23 protein-coding genes and 2 pseudogenes are annotated in these 25,995 nt (G+C 61.2%); 6 read left to right on the top strand and 19 right to left on the bottom strand.

The genetic code is table 11. From position 1 onward, the window contains the following. Positions 1 to 4 precede the first annotated feature (4 nt). The 3 genes and pseudogenes from PAF12_RS17270 to PAF12_RS17260 form a co-directional block, all read right to left on the bottom strand. Positions 5 to 1,021 (bottom strand): annotated as a pseudogene (locus tag PAF12_RS17270) (HAD-IC family P-type ATPase); the annotation flags it as partial. A gap of 267 nt (positions 1,022 to 1,288) precedes the next feature. Continuing rightward, entirely contained in the window at positions 1,289 to 1,789 is a 501-nt protein-coding gene (gene lspA / locus PAF12_RS17265) for a signal peptidase II (RefSeq protein WP_009807499.1), read from the bottom strand. Then, a complete protein-coding gene (locus tag PAF12_RS17260) occupies positions 1,786 to 2,640 on the bottom strand; it encodes a cation transporter (protein WP_036708216.1) in 855 nt (284 codons plus the stop codon). Before PAF12_RS17260 ends, lspA begins: the two co-directional genes overlap by 4 nt. A gap of 56 nt (positions 2,641 to 2,696) precedes the next feature. On the opposite strand from PAF12_RS17260, the gene PAF12_RS17255 reads away from it, so the two are divergent. Both PAF12_RS17255 and PAF12_RS17250 read left to right on the top strand, forming a co-directional pair. Then, positions 2,697 to 3,041 (top strand): helix-turn-helix transcriptional regulator, encoded by a 345-nt coding sequence (locus PAF12_RS17255; RefSeq protein WP_054522777.1) that lies wholly within the window; start codon positions 2,697 to 2,699, stop codon positions 3,039 to 3,041. Then, a complete protein-coding gene (locus PAF12_RS17250; protein ID WP_035746442.1) occupies positions 3,038 to 3,226 on the top strand; it encodes a multicopper oxidase domain-containing protein in 189 nt (62 codons plus the stop codon). The genes PAF12_RS17255 and PAF12_RS17250 overlap by 4 nt, the downstream gene beginning before the upstream one ends. Before the next feature lie 380 nt (positions 3,227 to 3,606). Here PAF12_RS17250 and PAF12_RS17245 read toward each other — a convergent pair whose 3' ends face one another. The 11 genes from PAF12_RS17245 to PAF12_RS17195 all read right to left on the bottom strand — a co-directional run bounded on the left by PAF12_RS17245 (position 3,607) and on the right by PAF12_RS17195 (position 18,225). Beyond that, positions 3,607 to 4,233: a TetR/AcrR family transcriptional regulator gene (locus PAF12_RS17245; RefSeq protein ID WP_271109846.1), complete on the bottom strand. Its 627-nt coding sequence runs from the start codon at positions 4,231 to 4,233 to the stop codon at positions 3,607 to 3,609. Positions 4,234 to 4,270: 37 nt separating this feature from the next. Continuing rightward, positions 4,271 to 6,253 carry an oleate hydratase gene (locus tag PAF12_RS17240; protein WP_271109845.1) on the bottom strand — a complete coding sequence of 661 codons (1,983 nt, stop codon included), beginning with the start codon at positions 6,251 to 6,253 and terminating at the stop codon, positions 4,271 to 4,273. A 359-nt stretch (positions 6,254 to 6,612) separates the two neighbouring features. After that, positions 6,613 to 7,071 (bottom strand): hypothetical protein, encoded by a 459-nt coding sequence (locus tag PAF12_RS17235; RefSeq protein WP_215507918.1) that lies wholly within the window; start codon positions 7,069 to 7,071, stop codon positions 6,613 to 6,615. A 168-nt stretch (positions 7,072 to 7,239) separates the two neighbouring features. After that, entirely contained in the window at positions 7,240 to 9,240 is a 2,001-nt protein-coding gene (locus PAF12_RS17230) for a type IV secretory system conjugative DNA transfer family protein (RefSeq protein WP_271109853.1), read from the bottom strand. Between the two features lie 8 nt (positions 9,241 to 9,248). Next, complete coding sequence (locus PAF12_RS17225; RefSeq protein WP_271109844.1) at positions 9,249 to 11,582, bottom strand: relaxase/mobilization nuclease domain-containing protein; 2,334 nt, start codon at positions 11,580 to 11,582, stop codon at positions 9,249 to 9,251. Then, on the bottom strand, positions 11,569 to 12,162 hold the full coding sequence (locus tag PAF12_RS17220; protein WP_271109843.1) for a helix-turn-helix domain-containing protein: 594 nt from the start codon (positions 12,160 to 12,162) through the stop codon (positions 11,569 to 11,571). Before PAF12_RS17220 ends, PAF12_RS17225 begins: the two co-directional genes overlap by 14 nt. A 518-nt stretch (positions 12,163 to 12,680) precedes the next feature. Next, the gene (locus PAF12_RS17215) at positions 12,681 to 12,887 is read right to left on the bottom strand and encodes a hypothetical protein (RefSeq protein ID WP_007120662.1); all 207 of its coding nucleotides are present in this window, start codon (positions 12,885 to 12,887) and stop codon (positions 12,681 to 12,683) included. 641 nt (positions 12,888 to 13,528) lie between these two features. Then, entirely contained in the window at positions 13,529 to 14,545 is a 1,017-nt protein-coding gene (locus PAF12_RS17210) for a GSU2403 family nucleotidyltransferase fold protein (protein ID WP_271109842.1), read from the bottom strand. Positions 14,546 to 14,679: 134 nt separating this feature from the next. Further along, positions 14,680 to 15,609, bottom strand: a complete 930-nt coding sequence (locus tag PAF12_RS17205; RefSeq protein WP_271109841.1) for a DUF2493 domain-containing protein — start codon at positions 15,607 to 15,609, stop codon at positions 14,680 to 14,682. Positions 15,610 to 16,884: 1,275 nt separating this feature from the next. Beyond that, a protein-coding gene (locus PAF12_RS17200; protein WP_271109840.1) for an IS5 family transposase occupies positions 16,885 to 17,642 on the bottom strand; the annotation gives its coding sequence in 2 pieces (ribosomal slippage) (positions 16,885 to 17,306 and positions 17,306 to 17,642; 759 coding nt in all). A gap of 46 nt (positions 17,643 to 17,688) precedes the next feature. Next, entirely contained in the window at positions 17,689 to 18,225 is a 537-nt protein-coding gene (locus tag PAF12_RS17195) for a TetR/AcrR family transcriptional regulator (RefSeq protein ID WP_271109839.1), read from the bottom strand. A gap of 169 nt (positions 18,226 to 18,394) precedes the next feature. Between PAF12_RS17195 and PAF12_RS17190 the strand changes: the two genes are divergently transcribed. Further along, positions 18,395 to 19,156, top strand: a complete 762-nt coding sequence (locus PAF12_RS17190; RefSeq protein WP_271109838.1) for a biotin/lipoyl-binding protein — start codon at positions 18,395 to 18,397, stop codon at positions 19,154 to 19,156. Here the strand turns inward: PAF12_RS17190 and PAF12_RS17185 are convergent. Next, positions 19,075 to 19,862 (bottom strand): IS5 family transposase gene (locus PAF12_RS17185; protein ID WP_173485039.1). Its coding sequence is split into 2 segments (ribosomal slippage): positions 19,075 to 19,523 and positions 19,523 to 19,862, totalling 789 coding nucleotides; the frame shifts between segments, so codons are not numbered across the junction. The two genes, PAF12_RS17190 and PAF12_RS17185, sit on opposite strands and share 82 nt — an antisense overlap. Between PAF12_RS17185 and PAF12_RS17180 the strand changes: the two genes are divergently transcribed. Further along, positions 19,755 to 20,411: an HlyD family secretion protein gene (locus tag PAF12_RS17180; RefSeq protein ID WP_271109837.1), complete on the top strand. Its 657-nt coding sequence runs from the start codon at positions 19,755 to 19,757 to the stop codon at positions 20,409 to 20,411. The genes PAF12_RS17185 and PAF12_RS17180 overlap by 108 nt on opposite strands. A gap of 9 nt (positions 20,412 to 20,420) precedes the next feature. Next, positions 20,421 to 20,930, top strand: coding sequence for a hypothetical protein (locus PAF12_RS17175; RefSeq protein ID WP_271109836.1), 510 nt, complete (start codon positions 20,421 to 20,423; stop codon positions 20,928 to 20,930). On the opposite strand, the gene PAF12_RS17170 is transcribed toward PAF12_RS17175, so the two are convergent. Next, positions 20,849 to 21,636, bottom strand: a protein-coding gene (locus PAF12_RS17170; RefSeq protein ID WP_173485039.1) for an IS5 family transposase whose coding sequence is annotated in 2 segments (ribosomal slippage) — positions 20,849 to 21,297 and positions 21,297 to 21,636 — 789 coding nt in all. Because the reading frame shifts where the segments join, the coding sequence is not laid out codon by codon here. The genes PAF12_RS17175 and PAF12_RS17170 overlap by 82 nt on opposite strands. A gap of 108 nt (positions 21,637 to 21,744) precedes the next feature. Here PAF12_RS17170 and PAF12_RS17165 point away from each other — a divergent pair. Continuing rightward, on the top strand, positions 21,745 to 22,347 hold the full coding sequence (locus tag PAF12_RS17165) for an FUSC family protein (RefSeq protein WP_271109835.1): 603 nt from the start codon (positions 21,745 to 21,747) through the stop codon (positions 22,345 to 22,347). 381 nt (positions 22,348 to 22,728) lie between these two features. Here the strand turns inward: PAF12_RS17165 and PAF12_RS17160 are convergent. The 3 genes and pseudogenes from PAF12_RS17160 to PAF12_RS17150 form a co-directional block, all read right to left on the bottom strand. Further along, a pseudogene (locus tag PAF12_RS17160) lies at positions 22,729 to 23,061 on the bottom strand (transposase); the annotation flags it as partial. Positions 23,062 to 23,767: 706 nt separating this feature from the next. Continuing rightward, positions 23,768 to 24,961 (bottom strand): IS91 family transposase, encoded by a 1,194-nt coding sequence (locus tag PAF12_RS17155; RefSeq protein ID WP_043870818.1) that lies wholly within the window; start codon positions 24,959 to 24,961, stop codon positions 23,768 to 23,770. A gap of 12 nt (positions 24,962 to 24,973) precedes the next feature. Beyond that, positions 24,974 to 25,861, bottom strand: a complete 888-nt coding sequence (locus PAF12_RS17150) for a site-specific integrase (RefSeq protein WP_271109834.1) — start codon at positions 25,859 to 25,861, stop codon at positions 24,974 to 24,976. Between the last annotated feature and the right edge of the window lie 134 nt (positions 25,862 to 25,995).

Genomic DNA, 25,995 nt, shown 5'->3' with positions numbered 1-25,995 from the left:
CCTTTCAGGTCTTTGCGGCGGCGCGATCGGGGCGTGTCTCAGCGGTCAGATCGACGTGACCCGCAGGTTCAGGCGTGCCGGTAGGACGGAAGAACAGCAGCCGCAGGGCGTTCATCGTCACCAGCAAGGTGGCACCGGTATCCGCGAGGATTGCGATCCAAAGGCCGGTGATCCCGAGCACGGTAGTCACGAGGAATATCGCCTTGAGGCCGAGCGCAATCGCGATGTTCTGGCGGATGTTCGAAATGGTCGCACGGGAGAGGCGGATCTTGCCCGGCACATCGGTCACACGGTTGCGCAGGATCGCCGCGTCGGCCGTCTCGAGCGCCACGTCGGTGCCCGAGCCCATGGCAACGCCAACATGCGCGGCGGCGAGCGCCGGCGCATCGTTGATCCCGTCGCCGATCATCATCACGCGGGCCTCCGCCCTCAGGTCGCGGATCGCTGTCACCTTGTCCTCCGGCATCAGGTCCGAACGATGTTCGATCCCGAGCCCTTCAGCGATGGCTTGGGCCGTGCGCGGGTTGTCCCCCGTCAGCATGACCGAAGATATGCCGAGCCCGCGCAGTTGCGCGATAGCGTTCGCCGCATCGGCGCGCGGCTCGTCCCTGAGCGCGATGAGGCCCTGAGGCACGTCTTCGCGCAACACGATGACCACCGTCTTGCCCTCGGCTTCCAGCGCCGCCACGCGGGTCCGCAGGTCGTCCGTGAGTGCGCCGCGCTCGTTCGCCAGCCGCGGGGAGCCCACGATGACGGTCACGCCGTCGATGGAGGCTTCCGCCCCCTTGCCGGGAAGCGCGCGGCCGCCGGTGGCCGTCGCCGCGCCCACGCCTCGCCGCTCGGCTTCGGCGCAGATCGCCTGTCCGAGCGGGTGGCTCGCGCCGCTCTCGACCCCGGCGGCAAGCGCCATGAGGTCGTCGCCGCTTCCACTCAACACAGAGACATCTGTCACGCGGGGCCTGCCATGTGTGAGCGTCCCGGTCTTGTCGAAGGCGACATGGGTCGTGCGGGCCGCCGCCTCGCCATCGAGCCCCTGGATGCCCTTTTCGCCGAGCAGGGTTCTCTGGATACGCTTCGGCATCGAGCCTGCGCGCACGAGCCCATCCTCGGAATAGAAGACCTCCGCAGCTGCGGCACCAGTCATGCAGATCGTCTTTTGAAAGAGGATGCGGGTCTCGAACAGGTCGCCCTCAAGATCGCGGCATGTGTCCGGAATGAACTCATATGGGTTGCGCAGCAGGGCAAGCGTGCTGTCGATGCCCTTTGCGGATGGAATGCTGGACATCGATTATTTCCCCGTAACGTTTTCTTCTCGGTGGTTACGTTCGGGCTTGTTCTGCGCCGAGCGGAAGCTGTCCCAGAACAGCAGGGCCGCACCGCAGAAAATCGCCACATCCGCAAGATTGAAGGACGGCCAGTGGTATGTTCCGTAATGGAAATCCAGAAAATCCGGGACGGCCTGATAACGCAGCCGGTCGAGGACATTGCCGAGCGCGCCGCCGATGATCAGACCGAGAGCGGCAGCCGTCAGCCTGTCCGGCGCGCGCCACAACCAGATCAGCAGCCATGCCACGATCACGCCAGCAAGCGCGATGAGACCCCACCAAGGCACGATCCCGCCCAGCATACCGAAGCTGACTCCATCGTTCAGAACCCGCACGAGATTGAGAAAGGGTAGAACCTCGACGCCGCGCTCAAGCGCCGGTGTGTTCAGCGCAAGCGCCTTGGTACCCTGATCGAGGCCGAACGCCGCGATCGCGCAGAGCCCGCCCAGAACGCGGCTGTTCATGCCGCTGCCTTCAGATCGGCCCGCGCATCGCGGATGATTGCCCAAGACGAGTGCAGGAACAGTCCGGCGATGCCGAAGGCGACGATGAGGTCCGGCCAGGCGCTGCCCAGCCACGCCACGAGACCGGCGGCAACGACAACCGCCGCATTGCCGATGGCGTCGTTGCGCGAGAATAGCCAGACGGCCCGCATGTTCGCGTCGCCCTTGCGGAACCGCAGCAGCGGCAGAACGGAGATGACGTTGACGACAAGGGCGATCATGCCAAGCAGGCCCATTAGACCTGCATCCGGCGTCGTCCGTTCGAAGACTCGCACGATGGTCGTGCCGAGGACGCCAAGGCCGAGCAGGCCGAGGAAGATGCCTTGGATCAAGGCCGACCGTGCCCGCCAGGCGAGGCTCCAGCCGATGGCCAGCAGGCCAAGGAAGGTGATCGCGCCGTCGCCGATGAAATCGAGCGCATCGGCCTTCACGGCCTGCGATCCGGAAATGAAACCGCCGATCATTTCGAGGACCCCGTATCCCACGTTCAGGATCACGACGATCCAGAGGGCACGGCGGTAGGCCGGGTCCTGATGGGCGGGATTCGGCGGAATGTCTTCATCGCCCTCGATCCGGTCGAAGCCATAGCCTGTCACCGCGACTGCCTTTTCGATGTCCGGCAGGCGCACTTCGGGTGCAGTCAGTGTCATGATGTGCGTCGCGGCCGACACTTTCACATCGCCGGGCGCGACCCCGGCTGCCTGTGCCGCCCGCTCGATCTGCGCGGCATCCTTGGCGCAATCCATACCGGAAACCCGGTAACGGACGGGCGGGACATCTGCCGTCGATCCGGCATTTTCGGTGTTGGCCATGGTCGCGCTATTCCTGCTAGGATGAATCGAAGAACAACATATCAGCGAGGAGTGATATGGCGCAATTGGTCGATGACCGCAAGAGCGCAACCATCGAGCGACGGGCGAAGCTGTTCCGCGGCTTCGCGGACCCGAGCCGCCTGGCCATCCTCGGTGCACTTTGCAACGAGCCATTGGCCGTTCACGAGCTCGTCGAGCGGACCGAACTATCGCAACCCAACGTCTCCAACCATCTGAGGTGCCTGCTGGACTGCGGGCTTGTCGCCAGCGACCGCGAAGGGCGCTTCATCCGTTACCGTATCAGCAACCCGCGCATCACGGTCCTTCTGAACGATGTGGACGCACTTCTCGACGTGGTCGCAAAGGGTGTTGAGGCGTGTGACAATTATCGTGAGGCGTGAGTCAGAACGGACGGCCGGTCGACTCGGCGCAGATCGGTTGGAAAGATGTTGTCCGTGTGCAGGGTCCGACCGGAATCCTGCTGAGGTTCGACAAGCTGGCTTCGGAAGAGACACCATTCATGTATCACTGCCACATCCTCGAACACGAGGATGCGGGCATGATGGGGCAGTTTACGGTCACATAACAGGACCCCACCCGCTCGACACCGGGCGTCGTCAAGAGCTTACGTCTTCTTGCGGCGTTCTATCAGGTGCCGGTGTCGCCTTGTTGAAACGCATTACGGAGTATGTCTAGACCCGAACGGAGAACACCTCGCTAAGCTGCGGGTCCGCCGAAGCGGCCGTCCAGTCGCTCGGCAGCATTCGTCAAAAAGGGCTCGAGGCGGTCATGCGGCGGCGCGGCGTGCTGGACGCCCAGGCGAGTGGGTCCGCCCGGCAGAGACGGCCCGGAGCCGACCTTCAGTCTCGGCTCAGGATGCTGCAGCGCTGCCCGTCGAAGCCGCCATTCGCTGCGCTTGCGAACCCCGGCGGAGGCGGAAGGCTAGCTCTCGGCACCAATACTGTCTCAACCCTTCAAAGATTTGGGTGAGGCCACCAATCCTCTGAAATGGGTCAGAAGTAAGTCGGCGCGAGATATGGTCTCACCCCCGGCCCGAGACAGCACGAGTCCGGACCACAGGGCGTAAAGGCTGATCGCAAGCTGGCGTGTTGGAAGCTGATAGCTCAGCTCGAAGCGCGTTTTCAGCGTTTCCAGAACCGAGGCTAGGGCGTCATAGCTAGCGTTGCGCGCGTGAGCGCACTGAGCGGCGAAATCGGCGTCACGCTGCGCCTGCAATTGCAGTTCGATCGCCAACAGGGACCATTGTGTTTGCTCCGCGATGGCCGTGAGGTGCTCTGAAAACCCTTCCAGAGCGTGATCAAGCGTATCGCTTGACACCGATTTCACCAGAGACTGCAGCAGGGCCGCTTCGCGTTCGATATGACGTTCGAGAACCGAAAGCAAAAGGTCCTGTTTGCTCGCGAAGTTGGAATAGAAAGCCCCCTGGGAGAACCCGGCCCGCTCGCATACGTTTCGAAGCGAGGACGCATTGACCCCGCCTTCGGCGAACAGCATTTCAGCCGCATCCAGAAGGCACTCGCGTGTGCGCTGTTGCTGTTCCTGTCGCGACAGTCGACGGGGGGCATCTGTCATGGCGAGAGTCTTCTGGCTGTGGCTCTGGGATCAGCGGTCATTCGCTCGAGAAGCCTTTGCGGACGTTGCTGATCCAGCTCCCCAGGGCCTTCAGCGCGGCACCGCCTTTGGCGGCCAGAGTATCGACTTCGGCCTCGAAGGCTTCATCACGCTGGGTCTCGGGTTCAGGCAAGGGAGGCAGGATATGCGCATAATACGTCCGATCCAGCAACCGGTGCAGCAACCTCTCGCCCAGGAACGGCTTGCCGCTATTCAGGGCGCGCGCGCCCCTGAGTAGATTGCGGATGTCATACTGGGTTGGGCTGATGTCGGGCGCCTGCTTGGGAATGTTCAGCAATTTGTAGACGCCGATCCGGGCGGTGCGGATAGAGGCCTCCATTGTGAATATTATGTCGTTGCGGGTTTCGACGAATTGCCCGATCAGGCCCAGATTCGTGCATCCTTCCGGCACGACCCGGGGCCGGTCGCCGGCGGCGCGTTTCATGAATTGCGCCGTGATATAGGGCATCAGCGCGGTACGCACCTTGGTGTTGGCGACCACATCATCGATCTGGTCTTCAATCCCCAGATGATAGCAGAGTTCGCTGAGAATCTCGCGTCCTGTGCACTCCGGCAAGGCCTTGCCGACATGATTGCCCGGCTGGTCCATCAAGAGGCCATAGACCCACAAGACAAGCGTGTCTTCAGGTTGATCGGGAAAATGGGGCTGACGGTTGCACGTCACGTTCAGCAGCCAGTTTGAGTCCGTGAAGGTAATGATACCGCCTGTCACTGTGCGTCCCGAATACGGGTCATTGACCGAAAGCGTCTTGAGCTTGTCGACAAGCGGCGAGGGTTTGCAGGTCAGGGTGGCGGACTCCCAGATCGACTGGTCGGTGTCGCCATAGAATTTTTCGGGATGGCCGAACACATCAGATTTTTCCGCCAGGTTCCGCCAGAGCGTCCAGCCGCTGTCCTGGCCGGGCTCGTGGCGTCCGACCGTCAGTTGGGGCACAGTATCCAGATCGCCATAGGCCGTGTTCTCCGTCATCGAGCCTGTCAGCGCAAAGACAAGATCGGGTTCCCCAACCTCCAGTCGTTGCGGCTGACCTGCGACAGTGCAGACAATGCCTGTCACGGTCTTTTGGGCGCCGGTCTCGCTCAGCTCCAGATCCTGCACGCGCGTGCCGAACTGAAAGCGCACGCCTTTTTCGCGCAGCATGCCCGCCAGCGGTTTGATGAAGGTATCATATTGATTGTACTTGGGAAAAACGAGGGCTGACAAATCCCCGAAACCGTCAACGGAATCTAGGAAGCGGTGCATGTACAGCTTGGTTTCCAGAAGGCTGTGACAGTTCTTGAACGCGAACATGGAGCGGAACAGCGCCCAGAAATTGCTGCTCAGAAAACCTTCGGAGAAGTATTCCTCAATGGTTATATCATCGAGGTCTTCTTTTCTCTTAAGCATCAGACGGATCATTTCCCATTGCTGGGAGTGGGTCAGCCCCATATCAGTGAAATCAACGATTTCACCCTGATTGCGCATCAGACGCGCCTTGGAATAATTGGGGTCGTTGTCATTCAGCAGGCGGTATTCATCCAATACCGAATAGCCTTCAGGGAGCTCTACGGCTGGGACATCCTGGAACATGTCCCACAGCGTGTCATAGTTCCAGTTCATCTCCCTGCCGCCCCGGATAAGGTAGCCGTCTTCGGGGTTGCCGGCGCCGTCCATTGAGCCGCCTTCGATATCCATCTCTTCAAGAACGGTGATATGGGCGGGCGGCATATGGCCGTCCCGGATTAGGTAAAATGCTGCGGCGAGCCCGCCAATTCCGCCACCGATTATCCAGGCTCTCCGGTCTTCCACGCCCGGCGTGGGGAGCGGGCGGTGCCGGGCATAGGGGCCAATGAAGTCGGGGGGCGGCAAGGTGTTTTTGGCCCGATGGCTCCAGTAGCCGGCTGTAGCGTCAGGTTCGTGCTCGAAACCATCCGGAGCGGTGGAAGGGCCGTAAAGGCCGGAGTGTGCGCCATGGGTCATGTGAGGCTCCGCTATCTGTATCTGGCCGTGTCAAACGTGACGACCTTGAAGACAATAGATAGTGTTCGATATTCAAATATCAAGTGATACGTGAAATGGTCGGATTTGGGTGACGGGCCAATCAGATGCGCTTGAGGTTGGCGACGAGATGGTGCGGGCGCTTGAGCTCCTCGTCCAAGCGGCCCGGGCTGCCGTCGGCGGCGATGCTGATGCTCATGGGACAAACCTCTCTTAAGCGGTGATGGCTGGCTGTGATCTCGGGGTTGGAGACTGATGCGACGCTGGCGGCAGCCGCCAAGACGCGCAGCGGGAGCCTGACCGTTCCGGACGTCGCGAATGCCGGACGATGCTTGCGGCCATTATCGCGATGGCTGCGGGTTGCACGGTATCCCGCCCTTCCCTCCATTGAAGATCTCGGCGATGTCGCCCGCGTCGAGCGTGCCTGCCGTCTCGAGAGCGTCTGCAAGCTTCAGAAGTCGGTTACGAGGAGCCTCAACGAAGCATTGCGCCATCTGCGTGGCCGCCTGGAGCCGCGCATCGACAAGGTCGAGGAGATCGCCGTCCCGCAGCGGCGGATGCCCCGCGAGATCGATGTTGCGGTGGACCAGCGGATGGTCGGCACCGAGGCCGAGATTGGTTTCCATGGAAAGCGCGATGCGGGTGGCTTGGGCGAGGTCCCTGCAGGCCGGCTCGCCGCTTGCCGCGATGATGGGATCGAAGACCGCCGCCTCCGCCGCATGGCCGCGGGGGCAGACTGCGATACGCTTCATTAGCCACGCCTCGGTCTGCACCTCAAGCGGCTCCTCGGTCAGGGGCATTCTCACCCGCAGCGAACAGTTGGCTCCCGGCCTTAGTATCAATCAACCCAGACCCGGCGGAGCAAGTCAGGCTGAATGTCCGCTCAGATCGTGAAAACGCGCGGTGCTCGCACCCGCGGCGAAGGTCGGCTCCCCGCCCTCCCCGACAAACAGGCGATGTCCGCCACCCTATCGCGCAACCAGCCTTTCACCATCCTCCTCTCGCAGCATCGCTTCCATTTCGTCCAAGCCATCGACTGCAGAGCGCATCTGCGCCTCATCAGCTACGCTCGCAGCTTCAGAATCCACGACGCCGCTGCCAAAATCCATCTCCATCTGGCGCTGTTCCTCGGCGATGACGGCTTGAACGACAGGCGCGGTCTTCTTTGGAGCGGCGTCGGCTTGACCTGACGGTTGACCATCGCCAGCCTGGCTCGCCCTCTCCACATCGGCTTCTGTTCCCCCTGGCCCATCCGACGGCGGCGTCATCGGCATGGCGCGCACACTCAGCGGCAGCGTGCCTTGCGATCCCCCTCCCCCCGGCTCTGGAAACGGCAATTCACCCGTCTGCGCCGCGTGGATCGCCTTGAACAGCCGGTCGTCAAAATACTGAATCCGCTTTGCACGGACCGGCATCTGCGCATCGATCACCATGACGATCTCATCGAGCGGCAGGCGGCGCGCCTCGTCTTCAGGGAGCAAGGAGCTTTCTTCGGTCCGGGTCGACTGGCTGCGCCCTTCAAAGGGGTTCTTGCCGATAGACTGGGAGCGCGTGATGACGGTCTTCGTGGTCTTGCCGACCGCCTTGCTCAGCTCCTCGACGGTTTTTTCATCGGAGGGCGTCAGGTAGAGCTTCACGCCCGCATTCCCCTGCAAGGCGCGGCGGGTGTTTTCGCCGTAGATTTCATCGAGGGCGGGGATGGTTTGGGTGACAACGGCGAGGTGACCACGATAGGTGCGCAGCGTCTCGATGCTTTCGACCACGATGGGCATTTTGCCGAGACGATTGAACTCGTCGAGCATGATCATCACCGGCCAGGGCTCATCCGGCCCGGGGTCCTTTTCCTGCATGGCCGAGAGAAGGTCAGAGAAGAAGAGCCTGATCAGCGGCGCGAGCGGCTTCACCATCAGCGGCTGGACGACGAGGTAGACGGAGAAGGGCTTCTTGCGGATCGTGCGGAAATCAAAGTCCGACACCGCCGTCGCCTCATCGATGGCCGGATTCTGCCATTGATCGAGCCCCGAGGTCATCAGAAGCGAGACGTAGGAGGTCAGCGTATCGTTGTTGGTCGAAGCGAGCCGCGTGAAGATCAATTTGGCGGCCCTGTTGTCGACCTCGTGACCCCGCGCGAAGTATTCCTTCTGCTTGTTCCCGCCCGAGGCGGCGATGCGGTAGATTTCGCCTAGGGTCGGGCGCTTACGCTGGAAGGCCAAAAGCCCTGCGGCGACGAAGAGATCGATCCCGCCCTTCAGGAGACCCTGAACCCGGTCATTGTCGCTTTGCAGGAAGAGCGTCGCCAGGAGCTGCAATTCCATCTGCTGGCGCGCGGGATCCTTCAATTGATAGATGCGCAGGAGCGGATTGTAGCGATGCGTGCGCTTGCCCTCCCAATCGGTGGGGGCAAAGCGATAGACCTTGTCGCCTTGGGCCGCACGGTGGCGGGCCGTGGCCTCGAAACACTCCCCCTTCACATCGAGCGTCACGGCGGAGCCTTGCCAGGTCAGCAGGTTCGGAATGACGAACCCGGAGGTCTTGCCCCGGCCCGTCGGCGCCACGATCAGCGCATGCGGGAAGACCTTGGAGCAGATGTACTTGGCGCGGGACTTCGGGGAACCGAGCTTGCCGAGGATGAAGCCGGTGCCGGGCGCGCCGAAAAACCCGTTGGCCTTCATCTCGCGCGCACTCTGCCAATGGGTCTGGCCAAAGCGTGTCAGGGCGGACCCCGAGAGGGCGAGGCTCAGCATGAGGCCGGCGGCAGCGAAGCTGCCGATGATCAGGTGAATAAGTTGCGCGTCCTCCGGGCGGCGATCGAGGATCGCAAGATAGTTCTGCGCGATATAGGCAAAGTCGATCTCGGCGCCGAAGCCGAGATCCTGGTAAGTCAGCACCGCCGAGGCGATGGTATAGCCCATGGCCCCGGTCACCAGCGTCACAAGCAGGACGCCCGTGGCGATCCGCGCTTTTCCCATGGCGGCGCTCAATGGACCTGACCCCGCTCGGTCTCGCCATCCACGTCTGTCGCGCGGTGTTTTTCGTATTCGGTGTCGGCAAGATCATCGACCACCTGGCGCAAGGCCTCCGTGTTGGCCGTTGCTGCATCCGATTGCAGGTAGACCTTGGCGACATAAAGCCGGTCGAGGCGGTCCTCGAGAACCTTGTCCAGCGCATCGGCATCGCCGGATGTGAGCCGCTCAAGTTGGCGGTCATCCAGCACCCGCGCGATCTCCTCGCGGAAGGCGTCCCGCTCCGCCTCGGTCTCGAAGGGTGCGGACAGCTCCCCGGCCCGCTCATGGTCCAAAACACGCGCAATCTCGCTTGAGAGGCGGTCGGCACGGTCAGACTGCGGCGCAGTTTCTTCGGGGGTTGCGAGGACGTCGTCGCGCGTTCCAAACCCGAGTTCGTCGCGCATATCGGTTTCGCGGCGGACCTGATTGATGGCCTCTGTGTCGCGTATCTCGACGACGGCGGCATAGGTCGCGCCAAGCCCGCGGGCGAGGTGGGACGGCATGTCCGGATAGCGCGCGCGCAAGTCATCCGTGACAGCATCTGCAACGGGCACGCGGAGGTCGCGCCCCTCCATGATCCGGTCGACATCGCGGGCGATTTCGCCGGCGCGGGCCGCATCGGTGATGGTCTCCCTGTAGGGCTCAGACCGGTCGATCACATCGCCGGGACGTGCGAGCAAGTCCGGGTGTGCCTCGAGATATGCGCGCTGCTCGGTCTCGATCCGGCGCTCCGCCCTTGAGACAACCTCCCAGTCCCGGTCCTCGATCTGCTGCGCTGTCAGGCCCTCTGCGCGCATCTCCTGACGGATTGTCCCTTCCATCGCCCGGACCGCGCCCTCATGATAATGGAACCGCTCGCTGACCGATTCCGCTTCCATGACGCCATCCCGGCGCAGCACGTTCTCGCGCTCCAGAAGCGTGCCGAGCGCGACATGCACATCGTTGAGACTGTCGCGCGCCTGTTCCAGATCGGCGCGGCGCTCAAGGTTGAGATCGCGCGCCTCGGCCACCTTGGAAAGATCATCTGCGATCCATTGATGCTCGAGCGCTGCATTTGAGGCGCCCGTCTCGATCCGGGCCACCACTTCCGATGTGCTGATCCCGGTGCCGTGTAGTGCCGCGTCAATCCGCGATCTCAAGTCGGGCGTAGCCAGACGCGCGAGCTGGCTGGCGTCAATATTGGCCTCGGAATAGATCCCGCCCTCCGAGGGGGTCTCTGACAGCGTGGATGATCGCAAACCGAGAGGCTGCATGTGCTGGACCTGCGTCTGGATCTCGATGAGACGTTTTTCCAGCACGGGACGTTCCGCGTCAGACTTCTCGGCGATCATGCCCTGCACCCGCGCCAGCTTCTCCGCATAGAGGCTTCTCAGATCCTCGAAACTTTGATCCTCGGCCATATACACATCTCCTGTTCGGTCCACCTGCCCGCCATGCGCCAGCACCTCGCCTGCGCGGAAGAGGGCCGCGGCAATATCCTCGCGGGCCTCGCGGGAGGCTTCCGCGGCAAGCGAATGGTAGACAGTTCTGGTGTTGGCGATCTGGGCCAGCGTTCGCGTCAAGTCGGCCCCTACACGTTCCCGCTCGCGGGGCGCGCGACCCTCTTCTTTCGCCGCATAAACCTCGCGGGTAGGGGCCGGGTAATGCACAACCCCGCGCTCCACCCGCCGTGTGGCCTCTAGGCGCACACCATACTTCTCCGCCTCTTCGACCATGGCGAGGCGGAAGTCGTCATAGTTGAAGCGATGGTTGCGCCCCAGAAAGAAGAACTCGCCTTCCTGCGAGCGGCGGTTCAGCACCAGATGCGCATGCGGGTGATCGCGATCCTCATGCACCGCGATGATGTAATCGAAATGACCTTCGTCGGTTTGGAAGACCCGCTCGGCCACATCCGTCGCGATGTCACGCACATCCTCGCCGCGCGTGCCGATAGGGAAGGACATGAGCATATGGGTGGTCTGGCCCAGCTTGGGTTTGAAGCCCGCATCCCACCGCTTGGCGAAGCGCTCAGTCAGATCCTTGATGTCACCCGCCTCGAGCTTCGCCTTGCCATCCAGGAACCCGCTACTGTCCACGATATGCGTGGACTTGGTGGTGAGGTAATCGAGCTGGTTCATCAGCTGCGATTTGGTATGCGTGCCGCCGCCCCGGATCGCCTTGAAGACGGCTGGCCGATGCCCTGCCGCCGCGCGCACAAGCTGGCTCTGCTTGGCGACATGCAGCCCCTGCATCGAGCCCCGGATCCGGCTCCAGCCATCCCGGAAGACCTCGCCCGTGACGGCATGGACGGCATCATTCAGCCGCATGGGCAAACTCCCTCAGCACGGCCGTGGCCTCGAGCTGCATCGCGTCTCGACGGCGGCGCAGAAGCAGATCGATCTCGTCCGCGGAATCGAGAATGAACCGCGCCAGCCCGCGCATCTGCGCAAGGCGCAATTCGGTGAACTCGGCACTCGTGCCCCCCACGGCCCCCTGCCCCATCCGGTTGGCCCGCGTCATCTGCTTGGCGATCTGCCCGACCCCATTGCCGACCTCGTGTAGAGAGGCGCGGTAGCGCGCCATCTCTGCTGCCATCTGCGCGTCTGGAACGAACACCCCGCCCGCCGCCTGAATGAGCCGCCTGAGCCCCTCGGCACGGCTCTCGATCCCCGCCTTCGCCAACACCTCGTCGAGCGCCGCCAGCTCCGCGGCCGTCACTTTCACACTGACCGCTGAGACCGGAATTGCGGCATCCGTCTGGCGCTCGGCATCGGCTTTGAGCGTGTACTGGATCGCCCGCACCGAAACGCCAAACCGTTCCGCCAGCACTGAAGTGGAAACGCCTTCCGCAGCTTCGCGAACGATCTCCATGCGGTCCGCATCTGTGAGACGTTTTGAGCGCGACATGCGAAGAAAGACCCCCTATTTCCTGCCACCTTCCACCAAGGCTGCCCCTACCTTACGATATTATACCAAGCTGTCAATTATATACTTACGTCGCATCCAGGCTCAGGCAGCCTTGGTGTCCGCTTCACGCCGCGGCCCGCAGGGACGCGGCTCTGCCGCCCTCACCACCGGGCGACCCACCTGTCCTAGGGGTCCCGTCCGCCAGCCCCGCCCGAGGCTCTGGCCGAACACGCATGTGTTCGGACGGAAGCGCGGGCGGGCGCAAACCTCACCGACAGGGCGGACAGGCAGGGTCAAGGAGGGCCAGATTTGGCTTGCCAAATCTCTGCCGCAAAAACCGGGAGGCCCTGGCCGATAGGTTTTTGTGGATGGCCCCCTTGAGGCTGACTGGCCGGTCTGTCGCGGCCTGATCATTCCGGGCGGAGTGCGTCCGTTGAACGCGTAGGGACCGGCATCCCTGGAACAGGGATCGGGCCGCCCCAAGATCGTCCTGGGGCGGCCCATCCTCGTCAGAGGATTCAGTCCTGGGGATCCTTCGCGCTCGGCGGGAACATCACCAGCTCCGAGACCGCGACCGGGAAGTCGAGCTTGAGGCTGAAGAACTCCGATCCATCCCCGTTGCGGGTGTTGCGGAACATCGCACCCACGCGCTGAAAACGGGTGCGCTCCTGGCCATCGGTGTCGGTGAACTTGACTGGGACGGTGGCGACGTAGTGGTTGGTCATTTGGGTTACTCCTTGTTGCGATGGGGATCACCCGGCACGGGGGCAAGAGGCCCGGTCGCAAGCGCAAATGCGGAGGGTCCGCGGCCAGCCGTGGAAGCCGTATTTGTGCTTGCCGAAGCGTATGCTGAGGGCACGATTGGGCCGACCCCGTGCGATCCACATCTATAAGCAAAAAGGAGAGACCCGGTTGACCCTTGCCATCACGCAGCCGCCACCATCCGCGTCCGCGTCCCGCCGATCCTGGCCGGGGTGCTGACGGAGCCCGCCCGCGTGGATGCGATGTTCCGAAACACCACCCGAGGGACGCGCAAGTCTTTAGCCTCAAGTGCGACGTTTCGAGCCTTCGTGTCTTGCGATGCTGACGATGTGCGTGAGGTGCGCACCATCCCGAGCCCATACCGATGCGGATGGGCCGCACTCTGACGGACTTGGTAGAGGGATAACGGTGCTGGCTGCCGCAGACTGCCGATCACGCGTGACCGATCGCACGCGCCATGAGACATGACGAAAGGGCCGCGCCAAGCGCGACCCCCTCTCTTCAATCCTGCGCAGTCTTCTTCGCCGGGTCCGCAACCCGCATGACCGTCAGGCCTTTCGCTTCCGCCTTCTGCCCGAGGTTCAGCGCGACCCCGTTGCGGTAATCACACTCCCAACCCGTCGAGGATTAGTTTCGTCTCAGGCATCCGCTTCAGCGAGTTGCCGATGTGCTCGCGCCAGCGTGGGCCAACCTCCAGCGCAGTGGCATAGGCGCGGGCCAGATCATCGGGCCGGTCCTCGACCATCGCCGCGATCAGGAAAGCCGCCTGCTCGCGGTCCTTGGCAGACTTGAGGCTCCCCGCCCCGTCCCGCCGCCGATCCGCGATGATCAGTTTATGGATCGCGTATCTCTCCGGGCGCGGCACTTGCACCAGAACGCCGGAACGATAGATCGCCGCCGCGTGGATCGGTTCGGCAATCAGGAAGTTGAGATAGTTCAATCCTTGGGCATTCACGCCCAATGCTGGCAGATCACGAATGGTCTCATCCCCGAACGCCGGTGTGAGGAACTCGACCAACTGGCCACTGCCACCCTGGGCCCATCGCCAGGTCCGGCCTTGGTCAAGGGCCGGTAGGGGATCAAATTTGAGCGCCGAGAAGGTCTCCGCCAGACCCGGGTCAACCTGATCTTGCAGCGCCACGCTCAGCTTTTCGAACTGGGCGATGTCGATGTCGCCGGTGTTGGCCATACCGCCAATGGGCAGACGGATACCAAGCTCGCCTTCATAGAGGCGAAACGCATTGGTTCCAACGATGGTGCCACCCAAACGGAAAGTCCCGGCTGCCGCCATCGCCGACAGGATGGACCCGGTTGCCCGGTCGGTGGGGGTCATGCCTTCGGCGCGCAAGAGGCGGACAAGCCGAGACCGTTCCGCCTGCCGATCCTTGGCGGTCGAGCGCAGCTCCTCAATCCGGTTGATACGTGCACGCGTCTCGTCACTGTCCTCGCCGATATAGATGAACCGCATCTCGGTTCCGACGCGCCGCGCGGCATACCAATAGGCCTTGTCGCCGCGCTCTTTGAGCGTCGGCTTGCCTTCAACACCGGACAAGGCGTCGTCCTTCAAAAGACGTACCAGATCGGTGTAGGCGCTCATCGCGATGCTGCTGAGTGGGGTCATGCCAATCATTTCCAAGTTTTGCTTGGCACGCATATACCTATCAAAACAGGAAATTGCTAGGCAAAAGGTTCTTGGAGAATTGCCACGCCCATGAGAAACGACGAAAGGGCCGCGCCAAGCGCGACCCCCTCTCTTCAATCCTGCGCAGTCTTCTTCGCAGGGTCCGCAACCCGCATGACCGTCAGGCCTTTTGCTTCCGCCTTCTGCCCGAGGTTCAGCGCGACCCCATTGCCGCCGAAGAGTACAACCCCCGTCGCCGCGAACTTGTCGTCCAGCATCTCATCGTTGCACTTGAACGGTGCCGCCCGCCCATGCGCGGACCAGCGCGGATCGAAGCGCGCCTGTGCTATCCCGCGTGCCCGGGCCCACCGAGCCGCAATCATCTCTGCCCCGTGCTTGCCACCCTTGTGGCAGAGGAAGATCTCCTGGTTGCGGTTCTGCTTGATCCGTTCGCGAACCTTGTCGAGCGTGTTGAAGATCACATCGACATCGGTCCAGTCGGTGGCGCCTGAGACGATCAGGGGCACCCCCTCGACTTTCGACTTCTCGGCAGTCTCACGGTCGTGCTGTTCAAGGAGCTGCCGTGCCTCGAAGACTGCCCCGGTCTCCTGCGCCCGGACGCTTGCGCGCGACCCGGCTGCCGGGATGAAAGCGTGGCCCGTCTCGATCTCGTAGCATTCCGCCGCCGCCTCGCTCATCACCTCGATGGCGCCGACAATCTCGCGCAACTGCAGGAAGCGCGCCTGCGCCTCTTCGAGCGCGGTCTCAGCGATCTCCGATCCGTCGTGGGATTTTGCCAGCGCGCCGATCTTGTCGGCGGTGCGGTCGACCTCCTTGCCAAGCGCCACCTTGCGCCGCTGCAGGATCGTGGCGAGCCCATGGGCCAGCGGTTCGATCTCTGCTTCAAGCCCAGTCCCGCGCAGCTGCCCGAGCAAAGCCTCGAAGCTCTCGCGGATGATGTGGTCGGTCAGGATGTGATCCTCGGGGATCGGGAGTTGTGCATCCTTCTCGGTCAGCCCGAAAAGCTCGATGGTCTCGTAGGTGTTCGCAGTGTCGTAAGCCATGTCTGGTCTCCAGTGTTCGGTTTCTAGGCCACCACGTGAGTGCGGGGGCATGGCCGAATGCTTGGTTTCCGAATCTGCCCGGGTCAGGGACGGCGCAGCCGCCGGCTTGCCGGGCGCAAAAGTTTTCCGTGCACAACACCCGACACATGCGCGGCCTCACGCACAGGACCGCCCCGCACCACTGGCCCCGCCCTCGCCGAAAAGTTTTGCGATCCTTGACGCGGGCTGATTTGGGGGCCATCCGGAGGATATGCTTCCGCACTCATGTGTGTGTGTTTTGACGGTAGGTTTGACCGACCCGAGCAGGCAAACGGCCCGACCGGACGCGGGAGACGGATGGAGTGGCGGGATCGTTTTGCTCTCAAGCAAAACAGACCAAAGCGCAATCCGGCGGAGCGGCCGGGGAGGAACGTGCTCGCGAGGCGGGCAAACCGGGATGCCGGGTACGACGCCGCGGTGAGGCCGCATGGCCGAATGCGCGACGGACCGAAGGGCCGTTCTCCCCTGCGACACGCGAAGCCGAGCAGGGGAGGCCGCAAGGCTCTGGCCACGGTTGATGTGCAGGGACTACGCTGCCGACTATAGGGATTGCTTGTCCAGGCATTCGACGTGATGGGCGGGGAGTAGACGTTCGCTGCGTTCTGAACGAACGGCAGCAATGCGGACTTTGCCGCCGTTTGCTTCGCAGCGAGTGCTCGCGCAGCATTCCCATGCGAACGCAGCACAGGACTTTCAGCGGTGCAGCAATTTGCACCAAACCTGCCATTGGATCGTGTAACGCCGGATGGAATCCAAAACGACATTTCGCTGCGGCTTGCCCCAACAATCAAGGCGGTGGGACTTTGCTCCCGTTGGCTACGGCTGCATGAATGGCTGCTTTAAAGGAAAAGAGGCATGGGATGCCTCTTGTGGCGTCCGGTGAAGATTGGAACCTAGGGAAAAGTTAAGTGATTGATATAGAATCAATTTGTTCAGGTTGTCCTAAATGAATTGGAGCCTATTTCGGGCAAGACTGGAACCCGCCATTTTGTAGTCAAATTCCATCTAAGATTTTATGCCGTTGACCAAGGTCCATATGAATAGCCCCTAGTTTTCTAGACACCTTCTTGGTTCACATTGCGCTGTCTGTTTTCGAAGTCGCACCATCTGCGCTTCTGTAAGCCAATAAAGATTGCTCATCTGTCCCCCAAATCATTGGGGTTCGTGAATCATGACACCAACCCAGCATCAAGTCGATTAATAGGTCCTGAACCTAGGTTCAGGACTCGTTCTTGATCATAACCAGAAGATGACGGTCGCGGCGAGCAGGATTGCAGAGAAGAAGGTCTCGGGGCAACGGTCGTATCGGGTGGCGACGCGTCTCCAATCCTTGAGTCGGCCGAACATGATTTCGATGCGGTTGCGGCTTTTGTAGCGCCGCTTGTCGTATTTGACCGCCTTCTTGCGCGACTTGCGACCCGGGATACAAACCTTTATCCCCTTGTTTTTCAGGGCCTCGCGGAACCAGTCGGCGTCATAACCCCTGTCCGCAAGCATCCAGTCGGCCTTTGGCAGGCTGCTCAGCAGGGCCGCCGCGCCAGTATAGTCACTCACTTGCCCAGCCGACATGAAGAACTGGATCGGGCGTCCTTTCGCGTCGGTGACGGCGTGCAGTTTCGTGTTCATGCCACCTTTCGTTCGCCCGATCTGGCGCCCGCGCCCCCTTTTTTGACCCGCAGGCTCGACGCCGTGCGATGGGCTTTCAGATAGGTCGCATCCATCATGATTGTCTTGTGCTCGGTGCTTTCGGCGGCCAGGCCCATCAGGATCCGGGCAAAGACACCGTTGTCGCTCCAGCGCTTCCAGCGGTTGTAGAGCGTCTTGGCGGGGCCGTAGTCCTTCGGCGCGTCGCACCATCGCAAGCCATTACGATTGATGAAAATTATGCCGCTCAGGACACGTCGGTCATCAACACGGGGCTTGCCATGGCTCTTGGGAAAGAAGGGTTTGAGGCGCGCCATCTGCGCTTCTGTCAGCCAGAAAAGATTGCTCATTCAAAAGGTCTCCTTGCGGAGCCTGAATCACGTCAAACGCCCGAGATCAATGGGTCTGGAGCCTAGAAATCCCTCTTCGGAGGAGCTCGACGGCGCGCATCGCCACTTGCCTGCGTTCGGTCGTTGGGCCAGAGTGAACCGCTCCGCCAATCATACGCAACAGCAACACGATATCAGAGGGGGCAATGTCGGGGTCGACGCTCTTGTCTTGCTTTGCAATGGCCAGCGGTGTCTCAAATATCCCGACCAACTTTTTGTGACGGATCGCCAATTGGTCGCTGTCGATATCTGCCGCATCCCAAATGGCGTGGCTCACTTCATTTTCCACCACTTTGACGGCAGCCTCTGCCAGAAGGTCCCAAAAGTCATCAGAATGAAGGTCGAGTTCATCAAGAGCCTCATCGACAAGGGCTAGAAACAACGCTTGTCGATTTGGGAAGTTTCGATAAAGCGTGGCGCGGCCGACATTCGCGCGTTCGCGGACAAGTTCCAACGGAGCCGTGACACCAAATTCAGAAAATACAAGCTTAGCGGCGGCCAATAGGCGTTCGCGGTTTTTTTGCGCATCAGGGCGTTGTTTCATTGGGCGCGGGTGCTCCTATAATTCTAACGCAGATACGGACAAAAGTGTCCATTTGTCAATTGACAAATGGACACTGTTGTCCGTATTGGGCTGAGAGGAATGAGTACAACGTGATTTCCGTGAAAAAGCACAATGCCCAAGAGCGATGAGCGTTTAGAAAGCCTGAGACATGTCAAATGAGACCTCCCCACCCCCGTCAAACCCCAGCAAACCAGTAGCGCAGGATATGCCCACTGACACTGGGCCAGAAATTGCAGAACCCGAAAGCAAGAAACCGATTTTTCTAGTGCTGGCCATAGTCTTGGTTCTCTTGTCGGGGATCGTGACGTGGACTGTTGCCTCGGATCATTATGCACCGGGCAGTTCGCGGGGGATCGTTTCAGCCAGCGTTGTGCAAGTAGCACCACGCGTTTCCGGGCGGATTATTGCGATTGAAGTACATGACAATGCCATTCTGGACACGGGGGATGCGATGTTTCGCATTGATCCCAGACCGTTTGAATTGGCGGTAGAACGGGCGCAGGCGTCTTTGGCACAGGTGGTGCAGGGGGTTGATGCGTCAAGCGCGCAAATCGAGGCGGCCCAGGCCCAGATTGCCCAAGCGCGCGCCAATGCAGACACGGCCCGAACCAGCGCAGAACGCTCTGCCGCCCTTTTTGAACGGGGCATCGTTTCGGGTGCGGCGCGTGATCAGGCGCAGGCAAACCTTGCCGCCGCTGAGGCAGCACTGCATGCCGCTCAGGCCACTGCCGAAAGCGCGCGGTTACAGCTTGGAGCCGCCGGCGAGGGTAATCCACAAATTCGCGCCGCCGAACTCGCTTTGGAAGTGGCGGAATATGACTTGCTAGGTCATGTTGACAAATGGCGGATCCAGAGACGGATCGACGTGATGTCAATGAAGCCGAGGAAGCTTTCCGCCGTCTTGTCGTAGCGGGTCGCGACACGCCTGGCGTTCTTGAGCTTGTTGAAGCAGCGTTCGACCAGATTACGCAGGCGATACAGCGAGCGATCGACACCAATCCGCTTCTTGCGGGACTTTCGCATCGGGATCACGGGCAGGACGTTGCGCGCTTCCATGCCGTCTCTGATCTTGTCTGCATCGTAGCCGCGATCCGCGAGCAGCACGCTCGGGCGGGGCAGATTATCCGCCATCACCAGATCGAAGCCGAGATAGTCCGACGTCTGGCCTGGCGTGATCTCTGTCCTCATGGGAAGCCCGTGTGCATTGACGAGGAGGTGGATCTTGGTCGTAAAGCCACCTCGAGAACGGCCGAAACCCTGTCGTGGAGTCCCCCTTTAGCGCCCGCTGCCTGATGGTGGGCGCGGATTACGGTGCTGTCGATCATCTGCAGGGCGCTTGGCACAGCTCCGCTCTGGTTCAGTGCCTCCATGATGTCCTCCCAGAGCCCGGCCAACGTCCAGCGCCGGAATTGCCGATAGACGCTCGACCACTTGCCGAACTCCCCGGGAAGATCGCGCCAAGGCGCCCCGGTTCGGGCAATCCAGAAAATCCCATCAAGAACGAGGCGGTGGTTGGTGGGTTTACGCCCGTTCGGGGCGCGGACGGCGAGGATGAAGCGCTCAAAGAACGTCCATTCCTCGTCCGACATAAGGTCTCGTGCCAAGCTGGTCTCCATCGCAGATGCCAGCTTGAATCATGCTCAAAGCCTGATGTGAATCCCTTTTGTCAACACGACCTAAGCACAGTGGCGCGCGCGCCCGGCCCCGGCGTTGTGACCAATGTGCACTTGGGGCTGGGGCAGTTTGTTGGTACAGGGTCGCCGACCATGACTTTTATCGACGGCGAAGCAGTCTGGATCACGGCGGACTTGCGTGAAAACCAGCTTGTTAATGTGCAGCCAAATGATCGAGTTACGTTGGTGTTTGATGCGATACCAGGGCAGATTTTTGAAGGCCATGTTGAAAGCCTTGGCTGGGGGATAAATCCCGGTCGCTCTGAGGTTGGCGGCCTGCCGGTCAACACCCCAATCAGCCAGTGGTTTGAGCCAGCGCGCAAAATGCCGGTTCGGATTGTGCTTGAAGGAACCACTCATACTTGGCCGCGGCAAGCCCGTTTGGGGGGGAAGGTAAATGTTCTCATTCACCCTGACGGTGGCACCCATTTTGTCACCCGCACAGCCGCATTTTTCCAGCGCATCGGCAGCTGGACCACCGCATTATACTAAGGCCCCGAGATGTATATAGCTCCCCGCCCTCGCTCTGCTGACGATCCTAATTTTCCTATTCGGCTCGGGCTGACGGTTGTTGCAGGGTTTTTGGCAATGGCTTGGCTACAGCCAACTTTGGCGCCGATCTGTGTCGCCTTGCCGATCGGGCTGATTGCGGGGCTGCGCAAGGCCTTTGATCCGGCGCGCGCGATTGGCGGGGCGGTGGCTTTTGCGGTGGTGGTCTGGCTGATGGCGGGGATCGTTGCCATCACACGCCATGTGCCCGCTGCGATGTTGTTGGTGATGTTCATGTTCTATTTTGTCGGCTTTTATTTCACCCGCAGAACTGGCAGCGCTTTTGGGATGCTCTTGCTGATTGCGGCCTCCCTGATGTCGATTGTCGGGATGAAAAATCCGGTGATGTTGAATATTTTTCGCGACGGTTTTCTTCTAGGTCATGTTGACAAATGGCGGATCCAGAGACGGATCGACGTGATGTCAATGAAGCCGAGGAAGCTTTCCGCCGTCTTGTCGTAGCGGGTCGCGACACGCCTGGCGTTCTTGAGCTTGTTGAAGCAGCGTTCGACCAGATTACGCAGGCGATACAGCGAGCGATCGACACCAATCCGCTTCTTGCGGGACTTTCGCATCGGGATCACGGGCAGGACGTTGCGCGCTTCCATGCCGTCTCTGATCTTGTCTGCATCGTAGCCGCGATCCGCGAGCAGCACGCTCGGGCGGGGCAGATTATCCGCCATCACCAGATCGAAGCCGAGATAGTCCGACGTCTGGCCTGGCGTGATCTCTGTCCTCATGGGAAGCCCGTGTGCATTGACGAGGAGGTGGATCTTGGTCGTAAAGCCACCTCGAGAACGGCCGAAACCCTGTCGTGGAGTCCCCCTTTAGCGCCCGCTGCCTGATGGTGGGCGCGGATTACGGTGCTGTCGATCATCTGCAGGGCGCTTGGCACAGCTCCGCTCTGGTTCAGTGCCTCCATGATGTCCTCCCAGAGCCCGGCCAACGTCCAGCGCCGGAATTGCCGATAGACGCTCGACCACTTGCCGAACTCCCCGGGAAGATCGCGCCAAGGCGCCCCGGTTCGGGCAATCCAGAAAATCCCATCAAGAACGAGGCGGTGGTTGGTGGGTTTACGCCCGTTCGGGGCGCGGACGGCGAGGATGAAGCGCTCAAAGAACGTCCATTCCTCGTCCGACATAAGGTCTCGTGCCAAGCTGGTCTCCATCGCAGATGCCAGCTTGAATCATGCTCAAAGCCTGATGTGAATCCCTTTTGTCAACACGACCTAGGCTGTGGTGTTGCGGCGGTCACAATTCCCACGCTTTACCTGCTGGTGCCTGCGAAAACGAAAGAAAAACACGTCGACGCCCCGCGGGCCGCGGCGGGGCATCATGGTGGTGGTGCCTTGATCCGTGCTGTGGTTTTAACCGGGCTGTGTTTCTGGCTATACGCAGTTTTGCCAGTCTCGGATATGATCCTAGCGATTGCGGCTGTCTTTCCACTAATTTTCCCGACTCAAGATGAGGCCTTTGCAGAAGCCGCCGAGCGGAGTTGGGCTACTTTGATAGGCGGGATTGTCGCGCTGGTTGTATTGGCACTATACGGGTTTTCGGCGCATTTCGAGGTTTTGCTGGTGTTGATGTTTACAGTCGGCTGGGGTTTTGGTGTTGCGATGATGCGCGGGCGGATGTCGGCGTCGGTCTACCAGTTTGGCCTGTCCGTTGCTGCGGTTTTGGTGGCAACGTCCCTGACAACAAGCAACCCTGAGGTCGCAATGGTCCAACGAGTGTTTTTGACCTTGATCGGAACGCTCGGCGCTTCAATCGCGGTTGCAGTGTTGGATTGGCTACTCTTGGCACCAGCATCCCATGAAGATGGCTATAGCCCCCACCCCGCGATCCAACGCAAGAAGTTCAATCGTGAATATGACATTTAGTCTGATTGGGGATGTTACTACTCAATTTTCGTGGGTTTCCGCTATGTTTGTATCTCGTGCTCTTCAATGTTGGGCAACTCTCTTAAGACCGCTGTATGGTGCAGCGTGAAATCAGGCACACGGCAATACCGCTACACAGAGTTTCAAGATCGGGAAGAAGGATTCTGGATCGATATTTAATCCACAAAGAAATTTGCCCTTAACCGGCCATTTGCACGTACTGCAGCAGATGGCAGCTTCCCGCCCACATCGCATTAAAGCCCCTCATGAGATGCGCACCTCGAGCGCAGTGGTTCAAGTGGTTTACCTCATGCGTGGCCGCCCCCATCCATTGCCCGGTCGTTGATTGCGCAGCAATCAATGAGAGGGGCCCAGCATGCTTTTTTTGAGCAAACGGAGCTCGAGTGTTTGCTCTGCAACGACTTCCTTCAGGTCTCGGGCTTCACGACGCAGGTCTTTGACCTCGTCTGTGTTCGCAGCACGTGCCGTATCCCCAGCCAAACGTCGTTTCCCAGCTTCCATGAAGTATTTGTAATAGATGCCCTGCGAGATCCCTTCACGGCGGCACAGCTCTGCAATGCTGTCCTCACCGCGCAGCCCGTCCAGCACGATCCGGATCTTTTCTTCAGATGAATAATGCTTGCGCGTCGCCCGTTTGATATCTTTGACGATCTTCTCGCCAGGGCTTTTACGTGGTCCAGTTGTTTGTCTCATCTTCCACTCCTCAGTGGTGACGATGAGCCAAGAACACTCTCTTATCAAATACCGCTATTTGGACCCATAGGCGCTGACGTCAGACAGTGTCACCAGTAAATACAATTTTGCTAGACCGCGTTCCTAAAGCAGTCATTGGTACAGCTGCGGCGAAATGGTGCTTCGTCCGCAGTCTGGGAATTCGACCTCTGATCCTTGTTGCACTCTGCACGAATGGCTGGTTTTCCCGCCGCGCGGCAGCACCAAATTTTACGCTGACGCCGCATTTTCCACGCTGCGAGCGCATGCAGCGAGAAAAGTGAATTCACACAATGGGGACAAATGGGCTCGGAGCCGACCTTCGCTGCGAGATAGGCCAACGACTGCTCAGGTGAAGGATTTTCGACGCGGGCCGTGGCGCAACATTTCCTGGCGGTGCTTCGTCGGCCCGCGTTGGAAATCCTCCCAAGGTGGAAGCCGCGGTGGCCAGGTGCTGTCTATGGGGAAAGTGCGCTGAGGTTTCCAGCGCCGGTGCAGCGTGGTGTGCGGTTCGAAGGCTGTAGACCGTTCCCAATGGCGCCCTGATCCGCCCAGATGATGCTGTTCGGTCTCGGATGGCGCATTCCGTCGGCGGCTCGTCGGTGCGGCGCCGCGTAGTGCAAAGCTGAGCCGGGCCGGGCCGACTGCAAGATCCGGAGTGGTGTTCGTGACAGTGACGGGCGTTTCGTCATGCGGCCTGCTCCCGAGGTGGGGCGCGCGACATCGGTTTCTGGCCGCGGCGGAAAATTTCGATGATGCGCATCGGGCCGCCGCAGCAAGGGCACGGCTCGCGCAGGGTGAGCGGCGCTGCCTCGGCGGCGGGCAGAGCATCCCGGACCGGCATGGTCTGGCCAAGCAGGGTTCGGATCCGGTCGATGTTGACCTTCCGGCTCGCGCTGGCCAGCAGGCCGTAGTGCCGGATGCGGTGGAAGCCGTCGGGGAGGACATGCATCAGGAACCGGCGGATGAACTCCGATGTCGAGAGGCGCATGACCTTCTGCCTGTTACCGGACTTGATGCGGTAGTCCTTCCATCGAAACGCCACCGTCTCGGCGTCTGCGCTGATCAGGCGATGGTTCGAGATCGCGACGCGGTGGGTGTAGCGGCTCAGGTAGGCCAGCACCGCCTCGGGGCCGCCGAAGGGCGGTTTGGCGTAGACGATCCATTCGGATCTGCGGAACGGTTTGAGCCAAGCGGCAAAGGCATCTGCTTGCGCCAATCCTTCGAGACCGCCGTAGAAAGCCAGCTCTCCGGCCCGATGCAGGGCCAGCAGGCCGTCGAGGAAAAGCCGCCGGAACAGGCGGGACAGCACGCGAACATGCAGGAAGAACCCCCGCTTGCAGGCGACCCATCGGGTGCCATCCAGCGACAGGCCTCCGCCCGGCACGATCATGTGGATGTGGGGGTGATGCGTCAGGGCCGATCCCCATGTGTGCAGCACGCTGGTCATGCCGATCCGGGCGCCGAGGCGCTTGGGATCGGCGGCGATGGTCATGACCGTTTCCGCGGACGCGCGGAACAGCAGGCCGTAGACGGCCTTCTTGTTCCAGAAGGCGATCTGCGCGATCTCGGCTGGCAGGGTGAAGACGACGTGGAAATACTCCACAGGCAGAAGGTCCTCGGCGCGGGCTTCCATCCAGTCGCGTGCCGCCGGTCCCTGGCACTTCGGGCAGTGGCGGTTCTTGCAGGAGTTGTAGGCGATGTGGTGGTGGCCACACTTGGCACAGCCCGCGACATGCCCGCCGAGCGCTTCGGTCCGGCAGGCTTCAATCGCCGACATCACCTTCAGCTGGGTCAGGCTGACATGCCCCGCATTGGCCTGCCGCCACGCGGGACCATGAGCGCGAAAGATGTCAGCGATCTCCAGCGTTGGCCGGGGCACCCCGGCGCCCCGTCACTCCAGACTTCGCTTCACCGTCTGATCCTGCAGCTTGGCCAGCATCTCGTAGGGGCTGACCGTGTCACGGATCGTCTTGGTCGCGACATGGGTGTATTGCGCCGTCGTGGTGAGCTTGGCATGGCCGAGGAGGACCTGGATCACCCGCACATCCGTGTTGGCCTCGAGCAGGTGCGTCGCAAAGCTGTGCCTGAGCGTGTGCAGTGTCGCCGGCTTGCTGATCCCGGCCATGTGCTTGGCCGAGGTGAAAGCCCGGTTCAGCTGCCGAGGCGAGATCGGATTGATCTTCGGCTTGCCCGGGAACAGCCAGCCCTCGGGACGCGCTTCGCGCCAGCAGTCACGAAGCAGGTTCAGCAGGCCCGGAGAGAGCATGACCTTGCGGTCCTTCCGTCCTTTACCTTGCTCGACATGGATCAGCATGCGGTCGCTGTCGATGTCGCCGATCTTGAGATTGCAGACCTCGGCGGCGCGCAGCCCCGCACCATAGGAGATGCTGAGCGCGGCCCGATACTTCAGGCCCGGCCCGGGTGCCGCCATCAGGATGTCCGAAACCTCCTCGACGCTGAACACCACAGGCAACTTCCGCGGCTGGGTGCGGAACTGCATGTAGCGCTTCATGTCCTCGCGCCCGCAGGTCATGCCGAAGAAGAACCGCAGCGCCACGATCCTCACGTTGAACGTGCTGGCCGTGACCCCGGTGTCGGTCATGTGCAGCTGGTAGGCGCGCAACTCCTCCGGGGTGGCGGTATCAGGTGAATGCCCAAGGAATTGGGCGAAATCCTTGATTGCCCTGATGTGGGACTTCTGTGCCTTCTCGCCCATCCCCCGGATGCGCATGTCTTCGATCATCCGCGCCCGTAGCGGCGAAATCCTCTCCTCGGTCATGGGAACCTCCTGTCTGTCGATTGAGAGGCCTCAATCGTCAGGCAGGTGCCCGCATTCCCAAATGCACAGGGTGGCGATCAGCCCCGAGCGCCCGTCACGGGCGCCATTGCCGCGCGAGCGGCTTCGTCCTTGGG

This window comes from Paracoccus sp. SCSIO 75233 (genome assembly GCF_027912675.1).
Taxonomy (GTDB): domain Bacteria; phylum Pseudomonadota; class Alphaproteobacteria; order Rhodobacterales; family Rhodobacteraceae; genus Paracoccus.
This window is presented reverse-complemented; position numbering and strand designations above follow the sequence as displayed.